Genomic DNA, 26,754 nt, shown 5'->3' on the forward strand with positions numbered 1-26,754 from the left:
GGCAGGATCGGCTCGTGACCCTCCTCCGCCGCCCCGTCGTGCTGACCGGGCTCGGCGTCGCCGCCGTCCTCCTCGTCGTCGCGCTGTCGGTGTTCCAGCCGTGGAAGCTGTTCGTCGACCGCACGGTGGACGAGGCGCTGCCCGTGGCCGTGGCCGCGGCCCCGGTCGCCGCGGCACCGGTCGCCGCCGCACCCGTCGCCGCGCCCGCCGTCGCGTCCGGGCCCGTGGAGCTCGCGCGCGGGGAGCTGATCAGCCACGAGCACGCCAGCAGCGGTGCGGTGGTGCTCCTGGAGCTGCCCGACGGCTCGCGCGTGCTGCGGCTGGAGGACCTCGAGACCAGCGACGGCCCGCAGCTGGAGGTGTGGCTGACCGACGCCCCGGTGGTCGAGGGCCGGGCGGGCTGGCACGTCTTCGACGACGGCGCGCACGTGGAGCTCGGCGAGCTCAAGGGCAACATCGGCAGCTCGAACTACCCGGTCCCGGCGGACGCCGACCTCGACGCCCTCACCAGCGTCAGCATCTGGTGCGACCGGTTCGACGTCTCCTTCGCCGCGGCGGAGCTGCGTCCGGTCGCCTGAGCACCGCACCCCGTCCGGGGTGACGGCGGTGCGGTCGGCCGCAGAGCCCCTCGCTACCCTCGTCCGCGTGACTGAACGCACCCTGGTCCTCGTCAAGCCCGACGGCGTGGAGCGCAAGCTCGTCGGCGAGGTCCTCGCCCGCATCGAGCGCAAGGGCCTGCACCTCGTGGCCCTCGAGCTCCGCACCGTCGACCGCGAGACGGCCTCCCAGCACTACGCCGAGCACGACGGCAAGCCCTTCTTCGAGTCCCTCCTGGAGTTCATCACCTCCGGCCCGGTGCTCTCGGCCGTGGTCGAGGGACCCCGCGCGATCGCGGCGTGGCGCCAGCTCGCCGGTGGCACCGACCCCGTCGAGAAGGCCACGCCCGGCACGATCCGCGGCGACTTCGGCCTGGAGACCCAGTTCAACCTGGTCCACGGCTCGGACTCGCCCGAGTCCGCCGCCCGGGAGATCAAGCTCTGGTGGCCGAACCTCTGATCCGCCTGCGGTCCGAGCCGCCGCCGGTGGAGCAGCTGCACCGGCTGTGGCTGGCCGTCAGCCGGGCGGGCGGGGCCGTGAACTTCCTGACCGACTCCCCGGAGTCCGAGATCCGCACGGCCGCGGAGGCCGCCGTCGCCGAGGTCCGGTCCGGCGAACTGGCCCTGCTCACCCTCGACGACGGGCCGGCGCTGGTCGGCACCGTCTTCCTGCGCCCGGGCACCGGTCCGCGCATGACCCACCGGGCCGACGTGGTCCGGCTGATGGTCGACCCCGGCCTCCAGGGCAGGGGGTGGGGCGGCGCCCTGCTCGACGCGGCCGCCGCGCACGCCCGCCGGCTCGGGCTCCGCCAGCTGCGCCTCTCGACCCGCGGCGGCACCGCGCTGCCCGCGTTCTACGCCGCCCGGGGTTGGACCGAGGTCGGCGTCTTCCCCGACGCCCTGCAGCTGCACCCCGGGGAGTTCCGCGACGAGCACTGGTTCCAGCTCGCCCTCTAGCAGCTCCGGAACGTCCAAGGCGGGTGTCGGGGGTGGCGGTTACCGTGCCTGCATGGGGGACGGACTGGTCCAGGCCCGCGGCCTGAGCAAGCGCTTCGGGGAGTTCGAGGCGGTGCGCGGCATCGACGTCGACGTCGCGCCGGGGGAGGTCTTCGGGTTCCTCGGGCCCAACGGCGCCGGCAAGTCGTCGACGATGCGGATGGTGGCGTGCGTGTCGCCGCGCACCGGCGGCACGCTGCAGGTCCTGGGGATGGACCCCGACGTCGACGGCCCGCGGATCCGCGCCCGGATCGGCGTCGTGCCGCAGCTCGACAACCTCGACGCCGAGCTCACGGTCCGCCAGAACCTGCAGGTCTACGGGCGCTACTTCGGGCTGTCGAAGCGGCACGTGCGCGGCAAGGCCGTCGAGCTGATGGAGTTCGCACAGCTCACCGACCGCGCCGACGACGCGGTGGAGCCGCTGTCGGGCGGCATGAAGCGGCGGTTGACGATCGCGCGCGCCCTGGTCAACGACCCCGAGCTGCTGCTGCTCGACGAGCCCACCACGGGGCTCGACCCGCAGGCCCGCCACCTGCTGTGGGAGCGGCTCTACCGGCTCAAGCGCGAGGGCGTCACCCAGATCATCACCACGCACTACATGGACGAGGCCGAGCAGCTGTGCGACCGGCTCGTCGTCATGGACGGCGGGGTGATCGCCGCCGAGGGCTCGCCCGCCGAGCTGATCGAGCGCCACGCCACCCGCGAGGTGCTGGAGCTGCGGTTCGCCCCGGAGGACCGGCCCCCGGCCGACGCGTTCGCCCGCGTGGCCGACCGCGTGGAGGAGCTGCCCGACCGGCTGCTGCTCTACACCGCCGACGGCGAGCGCACGCAGGCCGAGGTGGCGGCCGCGGGGCACCACCCGCTCTCGGCGCTGGTGCGCCGGGCGTCGCTGGAGGACGTGTTCCTGCGGCTCACCGGCCGGACGCTGGTCGACTGATGGCCGTCGTCCCCGCGGGTGTCCTCGCCCCGCGCTCCACCGGCCGCGTCCCGTCCTGGCCGCGCGGCGTGCTCATCGTCGTCGAGGGCTTCTGGACCTGGTACCGGCGCAACTGGCGGGCCACCGCCGTCTCGTCGGTGCTGCAGCCGCTGCTGTTCCTGCTCGCGTTCGGGGTGGGGTTCGGCTCGCTCGTCGCCGGCGGCGGGCAGGCCGCGCAGGCCACCGGCGGCGCCCCGTACCTGGTGTGGCTGGCGCCCGCGCTGCTCGCGGTGTCGGCCGTGCAGAGCGCCGCGTTCGAGTCGACCTACCCGGTGCTCTCGGCGTTCAAGTGGCAGCGGGTCTACCACGCGATGGCGGCGGGGCCGATCACGCCGGCGCAGATCGCGCTCGGGCACCTGTCCTGGACCGTCGCGAAGATGGCCCTGTCCGGTGCGATCTACGTCGCGGTCATCGCCGTGTTCGGCGGCGTCGTCGGGCCGGGGATCGTGCTGTCGCTGCTGGCGGCCGTGCTCACCGGCGCGGCCGTGGCGTCGCTGGTGATGGCGTTCGCGTCCACCGTCGAGAACGAGGGCGGGCCGTTCAACGCGCTGTTCCGGTTCGTCGTCATCCCGATGACGCTGTTCTCGGGCACGTTCTTCCCCGTCGACCGGCTGCCCGAGTGGATCCGCCCGCTCACCGTCCTCTCGCCGCTGTGGCACGGCACCGAGCTCGCCCGCGACGCCGCCCTCGGCGTGTGGCGCCCGCTCGCCGTGCTCGGGCACACGGCGGTGCTGCTCGGGCTGCTCGCCGTCGGGACCGTGCTGGTCACGCGGCTCTACCGGCGGAGGCTGACGCGGTGACGGGGGCGGTCGGGATGCTGCGGCTCATGCCGGGCACCAACTACGCGGGGCGGCCCGGCGTGCTGCTGGAGCGCTCGGCGATCGTGTCGCGGCGGGGCTGGCTGGCGTTCGTGTCCGGGTTCTTCGAGCCGGTGTTCTACCTCGTGGCGATGGGGCAGGGGCTCGGGTCGCTGGTCGGCACGCTGCCCGGCCCCGACGGCAGCCCGATCAGCTACGCGGCCTTCATCGCGCCCGGGCTGCTCGCGGCGTCGGCGATGAACGGGGCGGTGTTCGACTCCACCTTCAACGTCTTCTTCAAGCTCAGGTACGCCAAGCTCTACGACGCGATGCTGGCCACGCCGCTCGGGCCGGTCGACATCGCCCTGGGCGAGATCGGCTGGGCGCTGATCCGCGGCGGGCTCTACGCGCTCGGCTTCCTCTCGGTCATGGCCGGCTTCGGGTTGCTCGTCTCGCCGTGGGCGCTGCTCGCGCTGCCCGCCGCGCTGGTGGTGGCGTTCGCGTTCGCCGCGGTGGGGATGGCGGCCACGTCGTTCATGCGGTCCTGGCAGGACTTCGACCTGGTCACGCTCGCGATCCTGCCGATGTTCCTGTTCTCCACCACCTTCTACCCGCTCTCGGTGTACCCGCCGGTGCTGCAGACCGTGGTGCAGTGCCTGCCGCTCTACCACGCCGTCGAGCTGATGCGGGGCCTCACGACCGGGGCGGTGCACGTCGGGATGCTCGGCAACCTGGCCTACTTCGGGGTGATGATCGTCGTCGGGGTGGCGGTCGCGGCCCGGCGGCTCGACGCGCTGCTCCTGCGGTAGCGCGACGCGCCGGGTACTGCGCCCGTCGGGCGACTCGGGTGGCCGGGGCCGTCGGATCGGGGCGATGATGGCCCTATGACCGTCACGTCCCGGCGCTCCGCCACCAGCGACCTCGTCCGGAGCTCCACCGTGGCGGTGCTCGCGGTCGTGCAGATCGTGGTGTCCGCCCTCGGGGGCAGCGGGACGGTCGGCGAGTCGGTCGGCGTCGTCGCCCGTGACTACGCCACGCCGCTGCTCGCCGCCGGCTGGGCGTTCTCCATCTGGGGCCTCATCTACCTGGGGTTCCTCGCCTACGCGGGCTACCAGCTCCTCCCGTCGCAGCGCGGCCGCCAGGTGCACCGCACCACGGGCTGGTGGCTCGTCGCGTCGGCCGTGCTCAACCCCGCGTGGATCCTCGCGTTCGGGGCGCGCTGGGTGCCGGTCGCCGAGCTGCTCATCATCGCGCTGCTGGTCTGCCTGGCGGTCGTGTTCGGCCGGCTCAGCCGCGAGCCCGCCTCCGGGGTGCTCGAGCGGGTGGTCTTCCGCGGGTCGATCGCGCTCTACACCGGGTGGGTCTCGCTGGCCACGGTGCTCGGCACCGCGTCCACCGGTGTGTGGGCCGGGCTCCCGGGCACCGGAGCGCTGGCGACCATCGCCGCCGTCGTCGTCCTGCTGGCGGCGGCCGCGATCCTGATGTGGGTCGTGCTGTCGGGCACGGCCGTCGTCGGCTACACGGCCGCGGCCGTGTGGGCGCTGTCCGGGATCGCGCTGAACGAGCCGCCCGCCGCCGTCGCCGCCACCGCGCTCGTCGCGATCATCGCGGTGCTGGCCGCCACCGCCCGCCGCATCACCACGGCGGGCAACCCGGTGCGCGCGGCCTTCGGCTGACCCTCCCGCCCGGGCGTCAGCCCGGCAGCTCCACCCGGCGCAGCACGCCGTCCTCGACGTCGACCAGCCCGCCCTCGACGGTGACGAGCCGGTCGAGCCGGCGGTCCTGCGCCACCACGCGCACCGCGCCCGCGTCGTCGACGGCCAGCACCACCCCGCCGCTGAGCACCACCGCCCGCCCGGTCGCGTCGAGGCCGACCGAGGCGCCGGGGAGGTCGAGCCGGTCCGGGGCGACGCCGCGGGCGAGCTGCACGACGACCGGGACGCCGGCCCCGCGCTGCGGGCCGGCGTCGATCACCGCGCCGGTCACGCGCCCGGCGTCGAGGGCGAGCAGGCGGCCGTCGGACAGGACCCAGCCGCGGCCGTCGGCCCGCACGACCCCGCCCGTCACGGGGCCGTCGGCGACCCGGGCGGCGGTGCCGCCGTCGAGCGCGAACGCCCCGGCGACGCCGGCCAGCAGCGGGACGGCGCCGCCGAGGTCGGGGAGCAGGACCGCGCCCTCGCGGGGTGCCGGGTCCGGTACGGGCGCCAGCCGCTGCAGCGGTCCGCCGGCGGGCGCGTGCACCGGAGTCAGGAGCTCGTCGGCGGTCTCCAGCCACCACGCCCCGCCGCTGCCGTCGGGCCAGACCGGGCCGGTCGCGCCGTCGTCGCGGGTGCCCAGGGGCACCGGGGGAGCGCCGCCCGGGGGCACCGCGGCGACGGCGCCGGTGCCGCGGTCGCCGCTCGCGAAGCGCCCGTCGGCACCGAGCGGGGAGCCGACGGGGTCGCCCGCCGTGTTCGCCACCGGCACGAGCACGACCGGCGGCCCGACGGCCGGGGGGTCGGCGACGCAGTCGGCGGGGACCGGCGGGAGGTCGGCGAGCGCGGCGGCTGCGTCGGGCATGCGCCACAGCGCCGCCCCGGGGCCGCGGGTGGCGAGCACGACGGCGCCGTCGGGCGTCGCGAGCAGGGCGGTGACGGGGCCGGGGAGCGCGGCGGGCACCGCGCGGAGCACGCCGTCGGGCGCGAGGCGGACGAGCCGCCCGCCGGCGGGGAGCCAGGTGCCGCCGCCCGCGTCGACGGCGACCGGACCACCGTCGGGGAGCAGGCTCGTCGGGCCGCCGGAGGTGAGCCCGCACGCCGGGTCGGGAGCGCCGGCGAGCCTAGTGGCGTCGAGGCCGGTGGCGGTCGGGGCGAGGCGCTCGAGACGGGTGCCGGGTCCCTCGCGCACGACCCGGAGCGCGCCGGCGTCGACCGGCCGGACCTCGGTGACGTCCACCGGCACGCCGTCCTCGGGCTCGCGGACGGTGACCACCGGCAGGTAGACGACCGGGAGGCGCTGCCCGCCGTCGTAGGAGTCGAGGTCGAGACGGCGCAGCGTGCCGGGCGGGTCGGCGCGACCGCGCAGCCACACGGAGCCGTCGGAGCCGACGGGGCTCGTCGCCGCCACCTCCGGCACCGCGACGAGCGTCGGGTCGCCCGGGGCGAGGCCGGTGACGAGCACGGTGTCGCCGAGCAGGCGCGCCACCCGGCCGGCCGCGACGCCGAGCACCCGGCCACCGTCCCCGACCCGCACGTCCTCCTCCGTGCGCGCCACGACCCGCGCCCGGCCGGTGGGGTCGAGGCCGACGACGCCGCGGTCGCCGACGACGACCGGCCCGCCGTCGTCGAGGGCGAGGGTGAGGGCGGAGCCCGGGTCGAGGCCGAGTGCGGGCTCACCCGCCCGCAGCGGCGCCCGGGCGTCGAGGACGGCGAGGCGGACGAACGGGCCCTCCGCCGCGGGCCCCGGCACGCGCGGGACGCCGGGCAGCAGCGCCGTGAGGACGGCGGTGACGAGGGCGACCGCGGTGACCACCACCCCCACCCGCCGGGTTCGCCGCTCCCGCCCGGTGCGCCGGCCGTTCCCGCCCGGCGTGAGCACGGCCAGGACCACCGCCGCCAGCCCGGCGAGTCCCGTGACCCACGCCCCGCCCGCGGTGCTGCCCGGCCACGCCACCAGCCCGGTGCCGGCCGCGGCCACACCGGCCGCGCCCGCTGCGGCGGCAGCGGTCCGCGCCCCGGCGAGCCCGGTCCGCGCGAGCACGGCCACCGCCGTCGCCACCACGGCCACCGGTGCGAGCGCCACGAGCAGCACCGCCACCGGCCCCCCGACGACCTCCCACCCGGCGCGGGCGTCCGGTGGGAGGGGGAGCGGGAGGCCGTCGGTCAGCAGCACCGGGGGCGGCCCACCGGCCCGCCACCAGGGCAGGAGCAGCGCCGCTGCGGAACCCGCGGCCAGGACCGTCGCCGCGACGACCCACGGCAGTCCCGGACGGCCCTCCGCTCGCCCCGCCATCGCCCCTCCCGGCCGGTGTGGACCGGCGCCGCGACGGTAGCCGCCCCCGCGCCGGTACCGGGTCACGATCGTGTGACCGCGGGGGCGCGAGGAGGTAGCGTGCCGGTCCGACGGAGCGCGGAGGAGAGTCATGATCACCGGAAGTCTGGTCGCCCTGGTCACCCCGATGCGGGAGGACGGTGCGGTCGACCACGAGGCGCTCGCGAAGGTCGTCGACCGCGCGATCGAGGCGGGCACCGCGGCCATCGTGTCGGTCGGCACGACGGGGGAGTCGGCCACGCTCGACGTCTCCGAGCACACCGACGTCATCCGCCGCACGATCGACGTCGCCGCCGGGCGGGTGCCGGTCGTCGCGGGCACCGGCGCGAACTCCACGGCCGAGGCGATCCACCTCACCGCCGCCGCTAAGGCCGCCGGTGCCGACGCCGCCCTGCTCGTCACGCCGTACTACAACAAGCCCCCGCAGGAGGGGCTGTACCGGCACTTCAAGGCCGTCGCCGAGGCCGTGGACATCCCGCAGATCCTCTACAACGTCCCCGGCCGCACGGCCTGCGACATGCTGCCCTCCACCGTCGAGCGGCTCGCCGCCGTGCCCAACATCGTCGGGCTCAAGGAGGCGCTGGGCGACCTCGACCGCGTCCGCGACCTCGTCGCGCTCGGCCTGCCCGACTTCGCCCTCTACTCCGGCGACGACGCCACGGCCCGCGCGAGCATCCTCGCGGGCTTCCACGGCGACATCTCCGTCACCGCGAACGTCGCGCCCGGGGCGATGGCGCGCATGTGCGCGGCCGCGCTCGCGGGCGACGCCGAGCTCGCCGCGCAGATCGACGCCGACCTGGCCGGGCTGCACCGCTCGCTGTTCGCCGAGCCCAACCCGATCCCGGTGAAGTGGGCGCTGGCCGAGCTCGGGCTCATCCCGCCGGGCATCCGGCTGCCGCTGGTGCCGCTCGACCCGGTGCACCACGAGGACGTGCGGGCGGCGCTGCGGTCGGCGGGCCTGCTGAGCTGACGGTGTGCAGCGCTCGCACACAGGCTCCGGGGTCCGCACACAGGGCCGGAGCTGTGTGCGAGCCCCCGGAGGTGTGTGCGAGCCGGACTCAACCCGGCGCCACCGGCGCCCGCCGCGCCGTCCGCTCGATCCCGTCGAGCACCGTCGGCCACACCCAGCGGGCCAGGTCGTGGCCCATGTCGGGCACCTCCAGGAGCTCCGCGCCCGGGATCGCCGCGGCCGTCGCGCGCCCGCCGGACGGGACGATCACCCGGTCGCGCTCGCCGTGCAGCACCAGCGCCGGCACCCGGAGCCCGCGCAGGTCGGCGGTGCGGTCGCGCTCGCCGACGCAGGCCGCGAGCTGGCGGCTGCTGCCGTCGCCGGTCTCCCGGGCCATCGACCGGCGCATCGTCACGCGCACGTCCTCGTCGTCCTGCGCGGTCCGGTCCTCGGAGCCGATCCGGCGGAACGCCGCCACCATCCCCTCGACGGGGTCGGCCGCGGGCGGGCGCAGGAAGTCGGGCACGCGCGTCCAGTGCACCCTGCCGGTGCGCCCGTCGCCGGGCCGTCCCATGATCGACACGAGCGACCGCGTCAGCCGCGGGTGCCGGATCGCCACCTCCTGCGCCACCATCGACCCCAGTGACGCCCCGACCACGTGCGCGCCGCGCGGGTCGACGTGCGCGATCAGGCCCGCGGCGTCGTCGGCCATGTCGCCGAGCGTGTAGACGGGCGTGGCCCGCCGGCGCAGGAACTGCCACGCCGTGATCCCGGGACCGCCGACGTGCGTGGAGCGGCCGACGTCGCGGTTGTCGAAGCGGACGACGTGGAACCCGCGCCCGGCGAGGTCGGCGCAGAAGTCGTCGCGCCACCAGTCCATCGACAGGTTCAGGCCCATGACCAGCAGGACGGTGGGGTGCGCGGGGTCGCCGAGGGACTCGTAGCAGAGCTCGACGTCCCCGACCCGCACGAATCGCTCGTTCATCGACCCGGCGTTCGGCGCCGCGCCCGGTCCGGTTCGGGGGACGCGGTCAGACGCGCAGCAGCGCCGGGTTGTCGAACCGCCCGGCCCGCACCCGCTGCTCGCCGGCGGCGTCCGGATCGCCGAGACGGGCCCGGTGGCGCGCCGCGCGGACGGCGAACTCGCCCAACCCGGTCCGCTCGGCCCGCTCCGCCAGCAGGCGGGACTCCGCGACGGCCGCGGGCCCGTCGAACGACCCCGTGACCGCGCACAGCGTGTCGCGCACGTGCAGCTCGATCCAGCAGCAGATGTCGGCGTCGGCGACGAGCGCGTCGCAGACGGCCCGCAGCGCGGCCGCCGCGCCGGCCGGGTCGCCCAGCCGGGCCCGGGCCGACGCCACGCCGCGGGCGTTCAGCGCGATCCAGCAGGCGTCGTGGAGGACCTCGGCCAGCGTGCGGGCGTCGGCGAACACCGCCTCGGCCTCCGCGGGCCGGCCGGCCCGCATCAGCACCTCGCCGTGCAGGAACTCCACCCACGGGCGGATCGCGGTCCAGCCCAGCTCGCCGACCAGGACGCGCGCCCGGGTGACGTCCTCCTCGGCGAGCTCCTCCTCGTCGCGCTGCAGCCGGGCCCGCGCGCGCATGGCGAGCGCGGCGGCCGCGGCGCGGGGCCGGTCGGCGGCCTCGGTGAGCGCGACCGCGCGGTCGAGCTCCCGCACCGCGCCGCCCGAGGCGAGCGTGTCGACGAGCGCGAACCCGCGCCCGCAGGCCACGCCGGCCTCCTGCTCCGGGCGGCCCTCCGCGGCGGCGTCGGCCCGGGCGAGCTGGAGCAGCGCACCCGCCTGGTCGCCGGTGGCGGTGGCGACGAACCCCAGCTCGCGGCGCGCGAGCACGGCGACGTCGGCCAGCCCGTGGCGGGTGGCCAGGCGGTCGGCCTCCCGCAGCGCCGCGGCCGCGCCGGGGTCGGTGCTCGCCACGGCGTGCACGACCCCGTGCCCGTAGTGCGCCAGCGCCTCCGCCAGCACGGCGTCGTCGCCCAGGGCGCGGGCCCGCCGCACGGCCCCGGCGAGGATCGAGGCCCCGTCGCGGGGCGCGCCGGCGTCCATCACCTGCTCGCCGACCCGCACCAGGTCGCGGACCGCCCCCCGCCCCGCGGGGGAGCAGGTCCGCGAGCGCTGCGCACGCTGCAGCCGCGCCCCGGCCGCCGCGAGGTCGAGCCGGCGGCCGTGCAGCCACGCCGAGAACTCCGGTACGTCGGGCTCGGCGCCCTCCAGCAGCGGCAGCGTGGCCTCCGACGTCGGCCACCCGACCGGCGTGCGGCCGGCGAGCACGTCGAGCAGGTCGACGCGCACGCCGTCGGCGAGCTCCCAGGTGAGCGGGTCGCCGCCGATCCGCACCGCGTCGCCGAGGGTGCGCCGCGCCTGGCTCAGCGTCCAGCGCAGCGCCGCCTGCGGGTCGGCGGCGTCGGGGAACAGCAGGTCGATCACGCGGCTGCGCGGCACCGGACCGGTGGAGCACAGCAGCAGCGCGACCAGCGCCCACGGCTTGCGGCCGCGCCCGGGCACGGGCGCGGCCCCCGGCAGGTGGGGTGGGCCCAGCAGACGCACGACGGTCATGGCGCCTCCGAAAGGTGCTGGCCGGACGATACCCCTGATCAGGCCCGAACGGCGGTGACCAGCAGGAACTCCGCCTCCCACGTGCCGTCCGACCGCGTCTCCTCCAGCATCCGCAGGAACGACGCGTCGAGCTCGGCCGCCCGCTCGGCGTCCAGGCTGCGGTAGACGGCGATGGTGGGCCCGTAGTTCTGCTTCCACCACTCGCGGAAGGCCTCCGGGGAGTCGGACACGGCGAAGGTCGTGGTGCGCCGCTCTGCCCGCAGCTCGCGCACGCCGTCGCCGAACAGCGTCCGCAGGTGGTCCTCGCTGCCCCAGAGCGGCGCGGGCGAGGCGCCGGGCGGGGGCGCGGGCGCGAACGGCTTCATCGTCGCGAACAGCCGCCCGACGAAGCCCTCCGGCGTCCAGCTGAGCAGGCCGATCGTGCCGCCGGGCCGGCAGACGCGCAGCAGCTCGGCCGAGGAGCGGTCGTGGAAGGGCGCGAACATGATGCCGACGCAGGACAGCACGGTGTCGAACTCGCCGGTCTCGAACGGCAGCGCGTGGGCGTCGGCCTCGACCCACTGCAGGCGCGCCCCGCGCTCCGCGGCGATCCGCTCGCCCGCGGCGAGCAGCTCCGGGGTGAGGTCGGACGCGACGACGTCGGCGCCGGTGAGCGCGGCCGGGATGGCCGCGTTGCCGGTGCCCGCGCCGATGTCGAGGACGCGCTGGCCCGCGGCGACCCCGGCGGCCTCGACGAGGGTCGGCCCGAGGTCGGGGATGAGGTCGGCCGCGACGGCCGGGTAGTCGCCGGACGCCCACAGGGCCCGGTGCTTGGTGCCGATGGCGGACAGGTCTGGGGTGGTGGTCGTGGTCATGGGCCCACCGTGGCGGCCGGGCGTGTGCGGGAGCGTGTGCGTCGGGCGTGTGCGTCGTGCGGGGGCGTGCGCCTCCGGGTCGGGGGCTACCCTGGGGCAGCGTGACTGCCGCGTCCGTGTTCCCTGACCTCGAAGCCCTGCTCCCGCGCGTCTCCAAGCCCGTGCAGTACGTGGGCGGTGAGCTGAACGCGCAGCTGAAGGACTGGGACGCCGCGGACGTCCGGTGGGCGCTCATGTATCCCGACGCGTACGAGGTGGGGCTGCCCAACCAGGGAGTCCAGATCCTCTACGAGGTCCTCAACGAGCGCGTCGACGCCCTCGCCGAGCGCTGCTACTCCGTGTGGCCCGACCTCGAGGCGCTGATGCGCGAGCACGGCGTCCCCGCGTTCACCGTCGACGGCCACCGCCCGCTGGGCGCGTTCGACCTGCTCGGCGTCAGCTTCTCCACCGAGCTCGGCTACACCAACCTGCTCACCGCGCTCGACCTCGCCGGCATCCCGCTGCACGCGGTCGACCGCGACGAGACCCACCCCGTGGTCGTCGCGGGCGGGCACGCGGCGTTCAACCCGGAGCCGGTCTCGCGCTTCGTCGACGTGGCGGCGATCGGCGACGGCGAGGAGGTCGTCGGCGACATCACCGACGTCGTCCGCGACTGGAAGGCCCAAGGCCGCCCCGGCGGGCGTCGCGAGCTGCTGCTGCGCCTCGCGGCCACCGACGGCTGCTACGTGCCCTCGCTCTACGAGGTCACGTACGGCGAGGACGGCGGGATCGCCGCGGTCGAGCCCGTCGACGCCCGGGTGCCGCGCACGGTCACCAAGCGCACCACCACCGAGCTCGACGAGTGGCCCTACCCGAAGGCGCCGCTGGTGCCGCTGGCCGAGACGGTGCACGAGCGCGCGTCGGTCGAGATCTTCCGCGGCTGCACCCGCGGCTGCCGGTTCTGCCAGGCCGGGATGATCACGCGTCCGGTGCGGGAGCGGTCGCTGGAGGGCATCGGCAAGATGGTCGACGCCTCGGTGCGCGCGAGCGGGTTCGACGAGGTCGGCCTGCTGTCGCTGAGCAGCGCCGACCACTCCGAGATCGCCGAGATCACCAAGGGCCTCGCCGACCGCTACGAGGGCACCAACACCTCGCTGTCGCTGCCGAGCACCCGCGTCGACGCCTTCAACATCGACCTCGCCAACGAGATCTCCCGCAACGGCCGCCGCTCCGGGCTCACCTTCGCCCCCGAGGGCGGCTCCGAGCGCATCCGCCGCGTGATCAACAAGATGGTGTCGGAGGAGGACCTGATCCGCACCGTCTCCGAGGCGTTCGCCCAGGGCTGGCGGCAGGTGAAGCTGTACTTCATGTGCGGGCTGCCCACCGAGGAGGACGAGGACGTCCTGGAGATCGCGGGCATGGCGCACCGCGTGATCAAGGCCGGGCGCGCGGCGTCGGGGCGCAACGACGTCCGCTGCACCATCTCCATCGGCGGGTTCGTGCCCAAGCCGCACACCCCGTTCCAGTGGGCCGCGCAGGCGCACCCCGACGTCGTCGACGACCGGCTGCGCAAGCTGCGCGCCGCCGTCAACGCCGACCGCAAGATCGGCCGCAACATCGGGATGCGCTACCACGACGGGCAGCCGTCGCTGGTCGAGGGCCTGCTGGCCCGCGGCGACCGGCGCGTCGGCGCGGTCATCGAGCGGGTGTGGCGCGAGGGCGGCCGGTTCGACGGCTGGAGCGAGCACTTCTCCTACGAGCGCTGGATGACCGCGGCGGCCGCGGAGCTCGAGCCGCTCGGCGTCTCCGTCGACTGGTACACCACCCGCGAGCGCGGCCGCGACGAGGTCCTGCCCTGGGACCACCTCGACTCCGGCCTCGAGCGCGACTGGCTGTGGGACGACTGGCAGGACGCGCTGGCCGGCCGCGAGCAGGACGACTGCCGCTGGACGCCGTGCTTCGACTGCGGCGTGTGCCCGTCGACCGGCACCGACATCGAGGTGGGCCCCAGCGGCACGACCCTGCTCCCGCTGACCGTCGTCAACCCGCTCACGCAGCGCTGACCGGCGGGGTGGCGGACAGGCCGGACTTCACCGTCCGCGTCGCCGACGAGCGCGACGTCGACGCGCTGGCCCGGCTCCGGCGCGCCTGGCTGGAGGAGCGGGTCGGCCGGCCCGTCGACGACCCGGCGTTCGAGCCCGCGTTCGCGCAGTGGTGGCGCTCGGAGCTGCCCCGGCGGACGTTCTGGATCGCCGAGACGGGCACGGAGCGCACCGGGTTCGTCGCGGTGGGCTCGCTCAACGTCGTCGAGATCGTGCACATGCCCCGCCCGGGCGCGCGCGGAGGAGCGATCGGGCACGTCGGCAACGCGTTCGTGATCGCCTCCTGGGCCGACCGCGGGGTGCCCCGCGCGCTGCTCGCCCGCGCCGTCGCGCACGCCCGGCAGCGGCGCTACCGCCGCCTCGTCCTCGCGCCCACGCCGGGCAGCGCCCCGTTCTACCGGCGCGCCGGGTCGCCCCCGCGGGCGAGACGCTGCTGGTACTGGGCCCGGAGTCCGCGGCGCCCGCCGAGGGGCGCGACCGCGGTCAGTAGGCTGGGCCCATGGCCCGAGTGAAGGCGGGGGAGGCGGCGAACCCCGCCCCACCCACGGTGCAGCGGATCCGCATCCGGTTCGCGAAGCGCGGGCGGCTGCGGTTCCTGTCCCACCGCGACGTCGCGCGCTCGGTCGAGCGGGCCGTGCGCCGCGCCGGCGTCCCCGTCGCGCACTCCCACGGCTTCAGCCCGCACCCGCGGCTGTCCTGGGTCGGCGCCGCCCCCACCGGCACGGCCAGCGAGGCCGAGTACCTGGAGATCGGGCTGACCTCGCCCGTCGAGCCCGCGGCGCTGGTCTCCGCGCTGGACGCCGCGCTGCCCGACGGCCTCGACATCCTCGACGCCGTGGTCGCCGAGGCCCCGTCGCTGCCCGACCGGATCGACGCGAGCCGCTGGGTCGTCGAGCTGCCCGGCGTCGACCCCGCCGAGCTGCGCGCCGCGGTCGACGCGCTGCTCGCGCTGGAGACGCTCGTCGTCGACCGCGTGATGCCCTCGGGACGTCGCCAGATCGACGTCCGGGCCGCCGTCGCCTCGGCCTCGGTCGACGTGACGTCGGACGACTCTCGCGCGAGCACGACCGGGGGAGCCGGAGTCTGTGCGATACTGACCGCGGTCGTGCGGCAGACGACACCCGCCGTTCGGCCCGACGACGTGTTGGGTGCACTCGACGTTGTCGCAGGCCTCAGGCCTCCGGTCCCCGCGAAGGCGACCCGGATGGCTCAGGGACTGCTCGACGACCGGGGTGACCTCGCCGATCCGCTCGGTCCGCCCCGGGTCACCACCCAGGCCTGAGCGGCCCGGACGCCCACGCCGCCGAGCAGACCAGGATTGCTGCCCGCGCACCGCGCGGGGAGAGACGCACGTGGCCCCTGAGCGGCCGCCCCCCTCACCGGAGGCGCCCGGGGGCGGAGGAGCTCGATGTCTGACAACGCAGTACCCGAACTGCCCGAACTGCCCGACAAGATGCGGGTGCACGCGCTCGCCCGGCTGCTGGGCCGCACCAGCAAGGAGGTCCTGGCCGCACTGGCCGACCTCGAGATCGCGGCGCGCAGCCCCCAGTCGAGCATCGACCGCAAGGCCGCCGAGCAGGTGGTGTCGGCGCTGCAGCCCGCCGCGCCGGTGGCCGAGTCGCCGGTGGCCGAGGCCCCGGTGGTCGAGGCGCCTGCGCCCGTCCTCGAGGAGCCGGCCGCCGAGGCCCCCGCCGAGGCCCCCGCCGACGCCCCGGCGCCCCGGGCCCGCCGCCGCCGCGCCACGCGGGCGGCCGGCGCCACCACGGCGCCCGGGGAGCCGGCCACCGCCGAGCCGGCCTCCGCCGCTGCGCCGCCCGCCGACACGACGCCCGCCGAGCAGGCCCCCGCGGACCCGGGCCAGGCCTCCGTCGACGCCGCCCTCTCCGAGCTCTCCCTCTCCGACCTCGCCGACGCCGTCCCCGCCGCGTCCGGCGTGCCGGTGCCCGGCGTCGCCGTGCCGTTCGGCGCCGACGAGCCCGCCCCCTCCGCCACGGCCGAGCCCTCCGCGCTCGCGCCGCTGTTCGCGCCGCCCGCGCCGCTGTTCCAGGCCCCGTCGCGGCCCACGCGCACCCGCCGCCGCGCGGTCGTGGAGGAGCCCGCCGAGGAGGCGGCCCCCGAGCCCGAGGTCGTGGAGCCCGCCGAGGCCGCCCCCGAGAACGAGCCCGAGGCCGCGTCCGAGGCGCCCGCAGGCGGGCCCGAGGGCGACGACGACGGGGACGACGGCGCGCGCCGCCGCCGTCGCCGGGGCCGTCGCGGCCGGGGCCGCGGCCGCGGTGCCGACGACGAGTCCGACGACGAGACCACCGACGGCGCCGAGTCCGGGGCCGACGACGACGCCTCCACCGGCGACGCCGAGGCCGACGAGGAGTCCGACGCCGACGGGTCCGGCGGGTCGTCCGAGGAGTCAGGCTCCGAGGACTCCGGGTCCGAGGACCAGGGTTCCGACGACCAGGGCTCCGACGAGGACGGCGACGACGAGCGCGCCTCCGGGTCGCGCCGCCGGCGTCGCCGCCGCCGTCGCGGATCGGGTGACGACGCGGGCGACGAGTCCGACCCGCCCGGCACCGTCACGCGCATCCGCGCCCCGCGCGAGCGTCCGGAGCGCTCCGAGCGCTCCGAGGACGTCGAGGGCGACGGCGTGCAGGGCGTCCGCGGGTCGACCCGCCTGGAGGCCAAGCGCCAGCGCCGCCGCGACGGCCGCGACGCCGGCCGCCGCCGCGTCCCGATCCTGTCCGAGGCCGAGTTCCTGGCGCGCCGCGAGGCCGTCGACCGGGTGATGGTCGCCCGCGAGCGCGGCGACCGCGTCGAGATCGGCGTCCTGGAGGACGGCGTCCTCGTCGAGCACTTCGTCGCCGGGCGCGACGGCGGCTCCATGGTCGGCAACATCTACCTCGGCCGCGTGCAGAACGTGCTGCCGTCGATGGAGGCCGCGTTCGTCGACATCGGCCGCGGCCGCAACGCCGTGCTCTACGCGGGCGAGGTCGACTGGGACGCCGCCGGTCTCGGCGGCAAGGCCCGGCGCATCGAGCAGGCCCTGAGCAGCGGCGACAGCGTCCTGGTGCAGGTCACCAAGGACCCGGTCGGGCACAAGGGCGCGCGCCTCACCACCCAGATCAGCCTGGCCGGCCGCTTCCTGGTCTACGTGCCCGGCGGCGGTGCGGCGGGGATCAGCCGCAAGCTGCCCGACGTCGAGCGCAAGCGGCTCAAGGACATGCTCAAGGAGATCGTCCCGCCGGAGGCCGGGGTGATCATCCGCACCGCGTCGGAGGGCGTCAGCCACGAGGCGCTGGAGCGCGACGTCCGCCGCCTGCAGGCGCAGTGGGAGGTCGTCGACGCCAAGGCGAAGGCCACCGGCCCGAGCAAGCCGAAGGCGCCCGTGCTGCTCTACGAGGAGCCCGACCTGCTGATCAAGGTCGTCCGCGACCAGTTCAACGAGGACTTCTCCAGCCTCGTGATCCAGGGCGACGACTCCTGGGACACGCTGCACAACTACATCGGCCACGTGGCGCCCGAGCTCGTCGACCGGATGCACCGGCACGTGGGCACGAAGGACGTCTTCGCCGAGTACCGCATCGACGAGCAGCTGCTCAAGGCGCTCGACCGCAAGGTCTGGCTGCCCTCGGGCGGCACGCTGGTGATCGACCGCACCGAGGCCATGACGGTCATCGACGTCAACACCGGCAAGTACACCGGCTCCGGGGGCAACCTCGAGGAGACGGTCACGCGCAACAACCTGGAGTCGGCCGAGGAGATCGTCCGCCAGCTCCGGCTGCGCGACATCGGCGGCATCATCGTCATCGACTTCATCGACATGGTGCTCGAGGCCAACCGCGACCTCGTGCTGCGGCGCCTCACCGAGTGCCTCTCGCGCGACCGCACGCGGCACCAGGTCGCCGAGGTCACCTCGCTGGGCCTGGTGCAGATGACGCGCAAGCGCGTCGGCGGCGGGCTGCTCGAGCACTTCTCGACCACCTGCGAGCACTGCCGCGGCCGCGGCGTCCTCATCGACGCCGACCCGGCGCCGGAGAAGGTCGACGCCGGGCGCGAGCAGCCCCGCCCGGGCGAGGGCCCCGCCCGTCGCTCCCGCGGGGGCCGCGGGCGCCGCGACGAGGAGCGCAACGGCACAGACCGCAACGGGCACGACCCGGTTCCCGCCGACAACGGCCGCAACGGGCACGCCCGCCACGGCGTGGCCGAGGTGGCGGCGGCGTCGGCCGGTGCGATCGCCGGTGCCGCGTCCACGGTCGCCGGGTCCACGGTCGCCGGGTCCACGGTCGCCGCGTCGTCGGCCACCGCCTCCCTGGACGTGGGCGCGCCCGCGGCCGCCCCGGAGCCCGAGACCACCGGCGTCGTCGCCGGGGGAGTCGAGGACGCCGTGGAGGAGGCCGTGGTGGAGCGGTCGGTGGCGCGGAGCGAGCCGGTGGCCGAGCCCGCCGTGGCCGAGCCCGCCGTGGCCGAGCCCGCCGTCGCCGAGCCCGCCGTGGCCGAGCCCGCCGTCGCCGAGCCCGTGCCGGTCGTTGCTGCGCCCGCGGCCGCCTCGCCCGCCCCGGCGGCGCTGACCGACGTCGACCCCGGCATCGGCGAAGAGGCCGGCCACCAGGCCCGGCCCGCCCGCCGCCGCGGCCGCGTCACCCGCACCGCGGGGGCCCCCACGGCCACCGCGGGCGACACCCCGGCCGCCGTGGTCCTCACGGTGCCGGCCACCCCGCCGAGCACGCCGTCGGCCACCTCGTCGAGCACCCCGGAGGCGGCCCCGGCCGCCGCCCCGGTGGCCGACCCGGCCCCGGCCCCGGTCGTGGACCCCGCGCTCGCCGCGGTGCCCCCGCAGCCGGAGCCCGCCCCCGCCACGACCCGGGTGCGCCGCACCCGGCGGACCGCGTCACGGCCGGCCGGACCGCCGCCCGCCGACGCGGGCACGACCGCGCAGACGGGTGGGGGAGACCCGGTTTGACCCCTGCGTGAGCCCTTCCGTACTCTGGGACCCCTGCGCCGCACTCCGTGCACCCTGCGAGTCGCGGCCCGCGGAGAGGTGACTCCCCGCTTCGTCCCCCGAGCTTCAGGAGCAGTGCGTCCATGTACGCGATCGTCAAGACCGGCGGCAAGCAGTACAAGGTGGCCGTCGACGACGTGCTCACCGTCGAGAAGATCGTCGGCAAGCCCGGCGCGGAGATCTCGTTCCCGGCCGTGCTCCTGGTCGACGGTGACGACGTCACCAGCGCCGCGGACGCGCTGGCCTCGGTGGCGGTGACGGCCACGGTCGTCGAGCACACCAAGGGCCCGAAGATCCGCATCCACAAGTTCAAGAACAAGACCGGGTACCACAAGCGTCAGGGGCACCGTCAGCCCCTGACGAAGGTCCAGGTCACCAAGATCTCGCGGTAACGACTAACTGCGCAGGGGAGACTAGTTCCATGGCACACAAGAAGGGTGCGTCCAGCTCCCGCAACGGCCGCGACTCGAACGCCCAGTACCTGGGCGTCAAGCGCTTCGGCGGCCAGGTCGTCAAGTCCGGCGAGATCCTGATCCGCCAGCGCGGCACCAAGTTCCACCCGGGCGTCAACGTCGGCCGGGGCGGCGACGACACGCTGTTCGCCCTCGCCGCGGGCGCCGTCGAGTTCGGCTACACGCGTGGCCGCAAGGTCATCAACATCGTGCCGGTCTCGGTCTGAGACCAGCACCACCACAGAGTTCCTGACGACGGCGGGCCGCCCTGGGGGTGGCCCGCCGTTCGTCTGTTGAAGGAGTAGGTCGATGTCGAGGTTCGTGGACCGCGTGGTGCTGCACGCCACGGCGGGGGCGGGCGGCAACGGCTGCGCCTCGGTGCACCGCGAGAAGTTCAAGCCGCTGGGCGGTCCCGACGGGGGCAACGGCGGGCGCGGCGGGTCGATCGTGCTCGTCGTCGACCCCGGCGTGCACACGCTGCTGGACTTCCACCACCGCCCGCACGCGATGGGGCGCAACGGCAAGCAGGGGCAGGGCGGGTTCAAGGCGGGCGCCAACGCCGAGGACGTCGAGATGCTCGTGCCCGACGGCACGGTCGTGTTCTCCGAGGACGGCGAGATCGTCGCCGACCTGGTGGGGCCCGGCACGCGGTTCGTCGCCGCCGAGGGCGGTCGCGGCGGGCTGGGCAACGCCGCGCTGGCCTCCGCCGCGCGCAAGGCGCCCGGCTTCGCCCTGCTCGGCGAGCCCGGCGAGCAGCGCGACCTCGTGCTGGAGCTGCGCTCGATGGCCGACGTCGGCCTGGTCGGGTTCCCGTCCGCGGGCAAGTCGTCCCTGGTCGCGGCGCTGTCGGCGGCCCGGCCGAAGATCGCCGACTACCCGTTCACCACGCTCGTCCCGCAGCTCGGGGTCGTCACCGCGGGCTCCGAGGTCTTCACCGTCGCCGACGTGCCCGGGCTCATCCCCGGCGCCTCGCAGGGCCGCGGCCTGGGCCTGGACTTCCTGCGTCACATCGAGCGCTGCTCGGTGCTCGTGCACGTCGTCGACTGCGCCACGTTCGAGCCCGGCCGCGACCCGGCCGCCGACGTGCAGGCGCTGGAGGACGAGCTCGCGCAGTACACGCCCGCGCTGGGCGGCGAGCTGTCCGACCGGCCCAGGCTGATCGCGCTCAACAAGATCGACGTCCCGGACGCCCGCGACATGGCCGACATCGTCGCCGCCGACCTGCACGAGCGCTTCGGCTGGCGCGTGTTCCCGATCTCCACGGCGAGCCACGCGGGCCTGCGCGAGCTGACGTTCGCGATGGCCGAGGAGGTCGCGGCGTTCCGCGCCGCCCAGCCGGTCGTCGAGGCCACCCGGATCGTGCTGCGGCCCACCGCCGTCGACGACGCCGGGTTCACGATCGAGCCCGACCCGGAGAACGAGGGCGGGTTCCTCGTGCTCGGCGCGCGGCCCGAGCGCTGGATCCGCCAGACGTCGTTCGACAACGACGAGGCCGTCGGCTACCTGGCCGACCGCCTCGCCCGCCTCGGCGTCGAGGACGCGCTGGCCCGGGCCGGGGCGCACCGCGGCTCGCCGGTCACGATCGGCGACGTCACGTTCGACTGGGAGCCGACCACCCCGGCCGGGGTCTCGGTCCTCATGTCCGGGCGCGGCACCGACCGGCGCCTGGAGACCGACGACCGCATCCCCGCCTCCGAGCGCAAGGTCGCCCGCAACGCGCGCCGCCTGCACCGCACCGACGCGGAGCTGGCCGAGGAGCGCGCCGAGGCGGAGGCGGCCGACGAGCGCGACCGCCTCGCCGCCGCCGAGCGCGAGGACGCCTGGGACGAGGGCGTCTGGGACGACGCCCGCCCGGCCGAGGCCGCCCCGCCCTCCACCCGATGACGGGCGCCGCGCCCGCGCCCCGGGCGCTGCTGGGCGCGGCGCGGCGGGTCGTCGTCAAGGTCGGGTCGTCGTCGCTGACGTCCCTGTCGGGCGGGCTCGACCCCGCCAGGCTCGACCGGCTCGTCGACGCCCTCGCCGCCCGCCGCGCGGCCGGCAGCCAGGTCGTGCTCGTCTCCTCCGGGGCCATCGCGGCCGGCCTCGCGCCGCTCGGGCTGACGAGGCGCCCCCGCGACCTCGCCACGCAGCAGGCCGCGGCCGCCGTCGGCCAGCTGCTGCTCGCGCAGGCCTACGCGGCGTCGTTCGCCCGGCACGGCCGCGCGATCGGGCAGGTGCTGCTCACCGCCGACGACATGATCCGGCGCGCGCACTACCGCAACGCCCAGCGCACGCTGGAGCGCCTGCTCGGGCTCGACGTGCTGCCGGTCGTCAACGAGAACGACACGGTGGCCACCGACGAGATCCGGGTGGGCGACAACGACCGCCTCGCCGCGCTGGTCGCGCACCTGATCGGCGCCGACGCGCTCGTCCTGCTCTCCGACGTCGACGGCCTCTACGACGGCGACCCCCGCCGCGCGGGGTCGGCGCTGATCCCCGAGGTCGGGGCGCCCGACGAGCTCGACGCGGTGCGGATCGCGGCCCCCGGGCAGGGCAGCCTGGGCCGCGGCGGGATGGCCACGAAGATCACCGCGGCGGCGATGGCGTCGGCGTCGGGGATCCCGGTGCTGCTGGCCGCGGCCGAGGACGTCGCCGACGCGCTCGATCCGGCGGGCCCGAAGGTGGGCACCGCGTTCCGGCCGTCGGGTCGGCGGATGTCGGCCCGGCGGTTCTGGCTGCGCCACGCCGCCGACGTCCGCGGGCGCCTGGACCTCGACGAGGGCGCGGTCGCCGCGGTGATCGGCAAGCGGCGCTCGCTGCTCGCGGCCGGCATCCACGGCACCTCCGGCGACTTCGTGGCGGGCGACGTCGTCGACCTCGTGGGGGCCGACGGCACGGTCGTCGCGCGCGGGGTGGTCGGGTTCGACGCCGCCGAGCTGCCCGCCCTGATCGGGCGCCGCAGCCGCGACCTGGCCCCCGAGCAGCGCCGGGAGGTCGTCCACGCCGACGACCTGGTGCCGCTCACCGGCCCCTAGGGACGCCGGGATGGGCCGTCCGGCCCTCCCGCGGCGGGTCCCGGCGTCGCTACCCTCTCCGGATGGGCGGGCCGACGGTCCGGCTGGCCGGGCCCGTCGAGGTGCTGCGGGACGGTGCTCCGGGTTCCGGGACGGCAGTGTGCGGTCGGAAGGCCCGCACACTGCTGGCGCTGCTCGCCGCCCGCGGGGGCGGGCCGGTTCCCGTCGACACGATCGTCGAGGTCCTCTGGCCGGCCGGCGCGCCGGCACGGCCACCCCGCGCGGTCGCCACGCTCGTGAGCCGGCTGCGGGCGGCGCTGGGGCCCGACGCGGTGCAGGGCGGCCCGCACGGCTACCGGCTGGGCCGCCCGCCCGCGATCCACGTCGACGTCGACGAGGCGGCGCGGCTCGTGGGCGAGTGCCGGACGCGCGGTGACCCGCGGCTGGCCGCCGCAGCCGGTCGCCGCGCCTGCGACCTGCTCGGCGACGGTCCGGCGCTGGCCGGCGAGCCGGACGCGGCGTGGGTCCGCGACGTCCGCACCGGCCACGGCGCCCTCCTGCGCGCGGCGCGCCACGCCACCGCGCGGGCGCTGCTCGAGGCCGCCGACCCCGTCGGCGCGGCCGGGATCGCCGCCGCGGCCGTCGCGGCCGACCGGTTCGACGAGACCGCGCACCGCCTGCTCATGGCCGCGCACCGCTCCGCGGGCGAGCCCGCGCGGGCGCTCGCGGAGTTCGAGAGGCTGCGAGCCGAGCTGGCCGAGGAGCTGGGCGTCGACCCCGCCCCGGAGACCCGCGCCCTGCACCTCGCCGTGCTGGCCGACGCCGGGCCGCCCGCCGCGCGCCCGGTCGCGGTGCCGACCTCCCGGCCGCTCCCGGGGCGGTCGGGCGAGATCGCCGCGCTGACCCGCGCCTGGGCGGCCGCCACCGGGGGCGAGGGCGGCGTCGTGCTGGTGGTCGGCGAGTGCGGCATCGGCAAGACGCGGCTGGTGGCCGAGGTCGAGGCCGTCGTGCGGGCCACCGGCGGGCAGGTCGTCGGCGCGCGGTGCTTCCGCAGCGAGCGCCGGATGTTCCTGCAGCCGCTGGTCGACGGGCTCGGGCCGGCGCTGGCGGGGCTGCCGGTGGCGCGGCTGCGGGAGCTGGCCGGCCCGCGGGCGGCCGCGCTCGCCGGGCTGTTCCCCGACCTCGCCGACGCGGTGGGCCCGGCCGCCGGCCCCGATCCGGCCGACGTCGCGGTGCGGCGGGCCTACGAGGTCGTGGCGGCGGCGCTGCGCGGCATGGCGGCGCTGCGGCCGACGCTGCTCGTGCTCGACGACCTGCACGACGCGGGCCCGGCGACCGTCGAGTTCCTGCACTTCCTGGCCCGGCACCGGGGCCGCTCGCGGCTGCTGGTCCTCGCCACGGTGCGCCCGGAGGAGGGCACGGCCGTCTGGGACGCCCTCGGGGGCCTCGTCGACCGGATCGACCTGGGCCCGCTGCCCGCCGAGGCGGTGGCGGTGCTGGCCGCGGACGCGGGGCAGGGCGCGCGGGCCCCGGAGGTGCTGCGCCGCACCCGCGGGCACACGCTGCTCGTCGTCGAGGAGCTGCGCCGCCGGGCCGCGGGGGAGCGCGGCGTGCCGGAGGTGGTGCGGGCCGTCGTGCTCGCGCGCGCCCGACGCCTCGGTGCCGGCGTCGAGGAGCTGCTGCGCGCGGGGGCGGTGCTCGGCGACGTCGTCGACCCCCTCGTCCTGGCCGGCGTGCTCGCCGTCGCCCCGCACGTCGCCGCGCGGAGGTGCCAGCGGGCCGCCGACGCGGGGCTGCTCGTGCCGGCCGGGCGCTCCTACGCGTTCGCGAACGAGGTCGTCCACGAGGTCCTGCGCGCCTCGACGCCCGTCGCGGTGCGGGCCGCCGACCACGCGTCCGTCCTCGCCGGGCCGCGCGCCGGGCCGGTGCGGCCACGCGAGGTTGCGGTCCGGCTGCGACAGCGGTGAAACACTCCGGCCGAGGGTGGCGCGCGGCGAGCGTGACCGGCGGGCCGTCCGCCCGGCGCGCCGCCCGGGAGGACGGGAGCGCCGGGATGGCCGTCGACGAGGGCAGGCTGATGGACCTGCTGGGCAAGTTCGTGGGGGACATGGGTGCGACGGCCGCCGCCGGGAACGTGGTCGTCGGGCATCGGCTCGGCCTCTACGCGGCCCTGGCTCAGGGTCCCGCCACGCCCGAGGAGTTCGCCGGGCGCACCGGGTGCCACCCGCGCTACCTCACCGAGTGGCTGCGCGGCCAGGCCGCCGGCGGCTACGTCGAGTACGACGCCGCCACCGGCGCGTTCTCGATGACCGAGGAGCAGGCCTTCGCCCTGACCGACCCGAACGGCCCGGTGTACCTGCCCGGGGCGTTCGTCCTGGCGCTGGCGATGCTCCGGTCGGAGCCGGCGATCACGCAGGCGTTCCGCACGGGCGAGGGCGTCGGCTGGCACGAGCACCACGAGGACCTTTTCATCGGCACCGAGCTGTTCTTCCGGCCCGGCTACCTGGCGAACCTGACGACGAACTGGCTGCCCGCCCTGGACGGCGTGGTGGACAAGCTCATCGACGGGGCCGCCGTCGCCGACATCGGCTGCGGCCTCGGGGCGTCGACGGTGCTCCTCGCGCAGGCCTACCCGCGCGCGCGGCTGGTCGGCTCCGACTACCACGGCCCGTCGATCGAGCGGGCGCGCAAGGCCGCGGCCGAGGCCGGTGTGGCGTCGCGCGTGGGCTTCGAGGAGGCGTCCGCGCAGACGTTCACCGGCACCGGCTACGACCTCGTCACCTCCTTCGACTGCCTGCACGACATGGGCGACCCGCTCGGTGCCGCGCAGCACGTGCGCGGGGCGCTGGCCGACGACGGCACCTGGATGGTGGTCGAGCCCGCGGCGGCCGACCGGCCCGAGGACAACATGAACCCGGTGGGCCGGCTGTACTACTCGGCGTCGACGTTCCTGTGCGTCCCCAACGGGCTGTCGCAGCCCGGCGGCTACGCGCTCGGCGCGCAGGCCGGCGAGGCCGCGATCCGCCAGGTCGCCACCGACGCGGGCTTCACCCGGTTCCGGCGCGCGGCCGAGACCCCCTTCAACCACGTCTACGAGATACGGCCCTAGCGGGTTGCGTGATCGGCGCGGAGCGGCAGACTCGGTGGGGTGCCCGCCGCCGAGGACGTCGCCCGCGCCGCTCTCGTCGATGCGCTGAGGGCGTCGGGCCGCATCCGCAGCCCGGCCGTCGAGGACGCGTTCCGGTCGGTGCCGCGGCACCTGTTCCTGCCCGACGCCACCGTCGAGACCGCCTACGCCGACGACGCGATCGCGGTGCAGCACGTCGAAGGGGTGGCGACCAGCTCGGCGTCGCAGCCGTCGATGGTGGCGATCATGCTGGAGCAGCTCGACCTGCGGCCGGGGATGCGCGTGCTCGAGATCGGCGCCGGCACGGGCTGGAACGCCGCGCTGATGGCGCGGATCGTCGGGCCGACCGGGTCGGTCACGACCGTCGACATCGACCCGCACCTCGTCGACTCCGCCGGCCGGCACCTCGCCGCGGCGGGCGTCACCGACGTGCGGCTGCGCAGCGGCGACGGGGTGCTGGGCGTCCCCGACGGCGCGCCCTACGACCGGATCGTGCTGACCGTCGGCAGCGACGACGTCTGGCCGGCCTGGGTGGAGCAGCTCGCGCCGGGCGGGCGGCTGCTGCTGCCGCTGGCCGTGCGCGGCACCCAGCTCTCGACCGCGCTGGACCTCGGCCCCGACGGCGTGCTGCGCAGCCACTCCGTGCGCAGCTGCGGGTTCATCCGGCTGCGGGGGATGGGCGCGGTCGACGAGGGGGCGGTCGAGGTGCCCGGGGTGGGGTCGCTGCTGGTGCCCTCCGACGGCCCGCGGGTGGACGCCGAGGCGGTGGCGGCGGTGCTGGCCGACCCCCGCGGAGCCTCCGGCCCGCCGGTCTCCCTGGGCCGCGCCGACCTGTGGGACGGGTTCGGGCTGTGGCTCGCGCTGACCGAGCCGGGTGCGGGGCGCCTGCTGCCGGCCGCCGAGCCGCCACCGGGTCTCGACTCGCCGGCACTGGTGCTGGTGGAGCCCGCGGGCGTGGCCGCCGTCGTGCCCGGGGCGGGGGCGCGGGTGCACGTGTTCGGGTCGGAGGGTGCCGAGGTGGGCCGGCGGCTGGGATCGGCGCTGCGGGCGTGGAGCGCGGCCGGCTCGCCGGGTGGACCGGACTGGAGGGTGGTGGTGGTGCCGGGGCTCGGCGATCCGCCGTCGGGTTCACGGGTCGTGCGGACGGCGCACAACCACCTGCTGCTGGAGCTGGCGCGGTAGCCCTGCGCCCCACTCCCTGTTGCAGCAAGGCCACCTTGATGACGTAAAGCGTCCACAAGGTGGCCTTGCTGCAAGTTCGGGCGGGGAGGGCTGCCGACGTCGAGTGCGTTCCGCGGGACGCAGTCGCCACGGAGCAGGTCGCGTTCCGCGGAACGC

Annotated in this window: 23 protein-coding genes; 19 read left to right on the forward strand and 4 right to left on the reverse strand. The window is 76.6% G+C overall.

The genetic code is table 11. From position 1 onward, the window contains the following. The first annotated feature begins 14 nt into the window (after positions 1–14). The 7 genes from HOP40_RS16145 to HOP40_RS16175 all read left to right on the forward strand — a co-directional run bounded on the left by HOP40_RS16145 (position 15) and on the right by HOP40_RS16175 (position 5,041). The gene (locus HOP40_RS16145; protein WP_172159429.1) at positions 15–578 is read left to right on the forward strand and encodes a DM13 domain-containing protein; all 564 of its coding nucleotides are present in this window, start codon (positions 15–17) and stop codon (positions 576–578) included. Between the two features lie 67 nt (positions 579–645). After that, positions 646–1,056 carry a nucleoside-diphosphate kinase gene (gene ndk / locus HOP40_RS16150; protein WP_172159431.1) on the forward strand — a complete coding sequence of 137 codons (411 nt, stop codon included), beginning with the start codon at positions 646–648 and terminating at the stop codon, positions 1,054–1,056. After that, positions 1,041–1,553 (forward strand): GNAT family N-acetyltransferase, encoded by a 513-nt coding sequence (locus HOP40_RS16155; RefSeq protein ID WP_172159433.1) that lies wholly within the window; start codon positions 1,041–1,043, stop codon positions 1,551–1,553. Before ndk ends, HOP40_RS16155 begins: the two co-directional genes overlap by 16 nt. A gap of 52 nt (positions 1,554–1,605) precedes the next feature. Continuing rightward, complete coding sequence (locus HOP40_RS16160) at positions 1,606–2,529, forward strand: ABC transporter ATP-binding protein (RefSeq protein ID WP_172159435.1); 924 nt, start codon at positions 1,606–1,608, stop codon at positions 2,527–2,529. Next, positions 2,529–3,368, forward strand: a complete 840-nt coding sequence (locus tag HOP40_RS16165; RefSeq protein ID WP_172159437.1) for an ABC transporter permease — start codon at positions 2,529–2,531, stop codon at positions 3,366–3,368. Before HOP40_RS16160 ends, HOP40_RS16165 begins: the two co-directional genes overlap by 1 nt. A gap of 14 nt (positions 3,369–3,382) precedes the next feature. Then, the gene (locus HOP40_RS16170) at positions 3,383–4,174 is read left to right on the forward strand and encodes an ABC transporter permease (RefSeq protein ID WP_172168447.1); all 792 of its coding nucleotides are present in this window, start codon (positions 3,383–3,385) and stop codon (positions 4,172–4,174) included. Positions 4,175–4,249: 75 nt separating this feature from the next. After that, complete coding sequence (locus tag HOP40_RS16175; protein ID WP_172159439.1) at positions 4,250–5,041, forward strand: tryptophan-rich sensory protein; 792 nt, start codon at positions 4,250–4,252, stop codon at positions 5,039–5,041. Positions 5,042–5,057: 16 nt separating this feature from the next. Here the strand turns inward: HOP40_RS16175 and HOP40_RS16180 are convergent, their stop codons facing one another. Further along, on the reverse strand, positions 5,058–7,355 hold the full coding sequence (locus tag HOP40_RS16180) for a hypothetical protein (RefSeq protein WP_172159441.1): 2,298 nt from the start codon (positions 7,353–7,355) through the stop codon (positions 5,058–5,060). Between the two features lie 130 nt (positions 7,356–7,485). Between HOP40_RS16180 and dapA the strand changes: the two genes are divergently transcribed. Continuing rightward, entirely contained in the window at positions 7,486–8,364 is an 879-nt protein-coding gene (gene dapA / locus HOP40_RS16185) for a 4-hydroxy-tetrahydrodipicolinate synthase (RefSeq protein WP_172159443.1), read from the forward strand. Positions 8,365–8,452: 88 nt separating this feature from the next. Here the strand turns inward: dapA and HOP40_RS16190 are convergent, their stop codons facing one another. The 3 genes from HOP40_RS16190 to HOP40_RS16200 are packed head-to-tail and all read right to left on the reverse strand — an operon-like array spanning position 8,453 to position 11,773. Continuing rightward, on the reverse strand, positions 8,453–9,328 hold the full coding sequence (locus tag HOP40_RS16190; RefSeq protein ID WP_172159445.1) for an alpha/beta fold hydrolase: 876 nt from the start codon (positions 9,326–9,328) through the stop codon (positions 8,453–8,455). Positions 9,329–9,374: 46 nt separating this feature from the next. Next, a complete protein-coding gene (locus HOP40_RS16195; RefSeq protein ID WP_172159447.1) occupies positions 9,375–10,919 on the reverse strand; it encodes an AfsR/SARP family transcriptional regulator in 1,545 nt (514 codons plus the stop codon). A 38-nt stretch (positions 10,920–10,957) separates the two neighbouring features. Continuing rightward, positions 10,958–11,773, reverse strand: coding sequence for a class I SAM-dependent methyltransferase (locus HOP40_RS16200; protein ID WP_172159449.1), 816 nt, complete (start codon positions 11,771–11,773; stop codon positions 10,958–10,960). A 101-nt stretch (positions 11,774–11,874) separates the two neighbouring features. On the opposite strand from HOP40_RS16200, the gene HOP40_RS16205 reads away from it, so the two are divergent. The 11 genes from HOP40_RS16205 to HOP40_RS36430 all read left to right on the forward strand — a co-directional run bounded on the left by HOP40_RS16205 (position 11,875) and on the right by HOP40_RS36430 (position 26,598). After that, positions 11,875–13,815 (forward strand): TIGR03960 family B12-binding radical SAM protein, encoded by a 1,941-nt coding sequence (locus tag HOP40_RS16205; protein WP_172159451.1) that lies wholly within the window; start codon positions 11,875–11,877, stop codon positions 13,813–13,815. Positions 13,816–13,823: 8 nt separating this feature from the next. Next, positions 13,824–14,366, forward strand: a complete 543-nt coding sequence (locus tag HOP40_RS16210) for a GNAT family N-acetyltransferase (protein WP_240157707.1) — start codon at positions 13,824–13,826, stop codon at positions 14,364–14,366. Continuing rightward, positions 14,354–15,136, forward strand: coding sequence for a TIGR03936 family radical SAM-associated protein (locus HOP40_RS16215; protein ID WP_172159453.1), 783 nt, complete (start codon positions 14,354–14,356; stop codon positions 15,134–15,136). Before HOP40_RS16210 ends, HOP40_RS16215 begins: the two co-directional genes overlap by 13 nt. Positions 15,137–15,262: 126 nt before the next feature. Further along, complete coding sequence (locus HOP40_RS16220) at positions 15,263–18,805, forward strand: translation initiation factor IF-2 N-terminal domain-containing protein (protein ID WP_172159455.1); 3,543 nt, start codon at positions 15,263–15,265, stop codon at positions 18,803–18,805. Positions 18,806–18,927: 122 nt separating this feature from the next. Next, positions 18,928–19,236: a 50S ribosomal protein L21 gene (rplU, locus tag HOP40_RS16225; RefSeq protein ID WP_172159457.1), complete on the forward strand. Its 309-nt coding sequence runs from the start codon at positions 18,928–18,930 to the stop codon at positions 19,234–19,236. A gap of 29 nt (positions 19,237–19,265) precedes the next feature. Next, entirely contained in the window at positions 19,266–19,523 is a 258-nt protein-coding gene (rpmA, locus tag HOP40_RS16230) for a 50S ribosomal protein L27 (RefSeq protein WP_172159459.1), read from the forward strand. A gap of 82 nt (positions 19,524–19,605) precedes the next feature. After that, complete coding sequence (gene obgE / locus HOP40_RS16235; protein ID WP_172159461.1) at positions 19,606–21,180, forward strand: GTPase ObgE; 1,575 nt, start codon at positions 19,606–19,608, stop codon at positions 21,178–21,180. Beyond that, a complete protein-coding gene (gene proB / locus HOP40_RS16240; protein ID WP_172159463.1) occupies positions 21,177–22,310 on the forward strand; it encodes a glutamate 5-kinase in 1,134 nt (377 codons plus the stop codon). Before obgE ends, proB begins: the two co-directional genes overlap by 4 nt. Before the next feature lie 62 nt (positions 22,311–22,372). Then, a complete protein-coding gene (locus tag HOP40_RS16245) occupies positions 22,373–24,256 on the forward strand; it encodes an ATP-binding protein (protein WP_172159465.1) in 1,884 nt (627 codons plus the stop codon). Between the two features lie 86 nt (positions 24,257–24,342). Continuing rightward, positions 24,343–25,398 carry a class I SAM-dependent methyltransferase gene (locus tag HOP40_RS16250; protein ID WP_172159467.1) on the forward strand — a complete coding sequence of 352 codons (1,056 nt, stop codon included), beginning with the start codon at positions 24,343–24,345 and terminating at the stop codon, positions 25,396–25,398. A 39-nt stretch (positions 25,399–25,437) separates the two neighbouring features. Continuing rightward, positions 25,438–26,598, forward strand: a complete 1,161-nt coding sequence (locus tag HOP40_RS36430) for a methyltransferase domain-containing protein (RefSeq protein ID WP_172159469.1) — start codon at positions 25,438–25,440, stop codon at positions 26,596–26,598. Positions 26,599–26,754: the final 156 nt, after the last annotated feature.

Source organism: Pseudonocardia broussonetiae, assembly GCF_013155125.1.
Taxonomy (GTDB): Bacteria; Actinomycetota; Actinomycetes; order Mycobacteriales; family Pseudonocardiaceae; genus Pseudonocardia; species Pseudonocardia broussonetiae.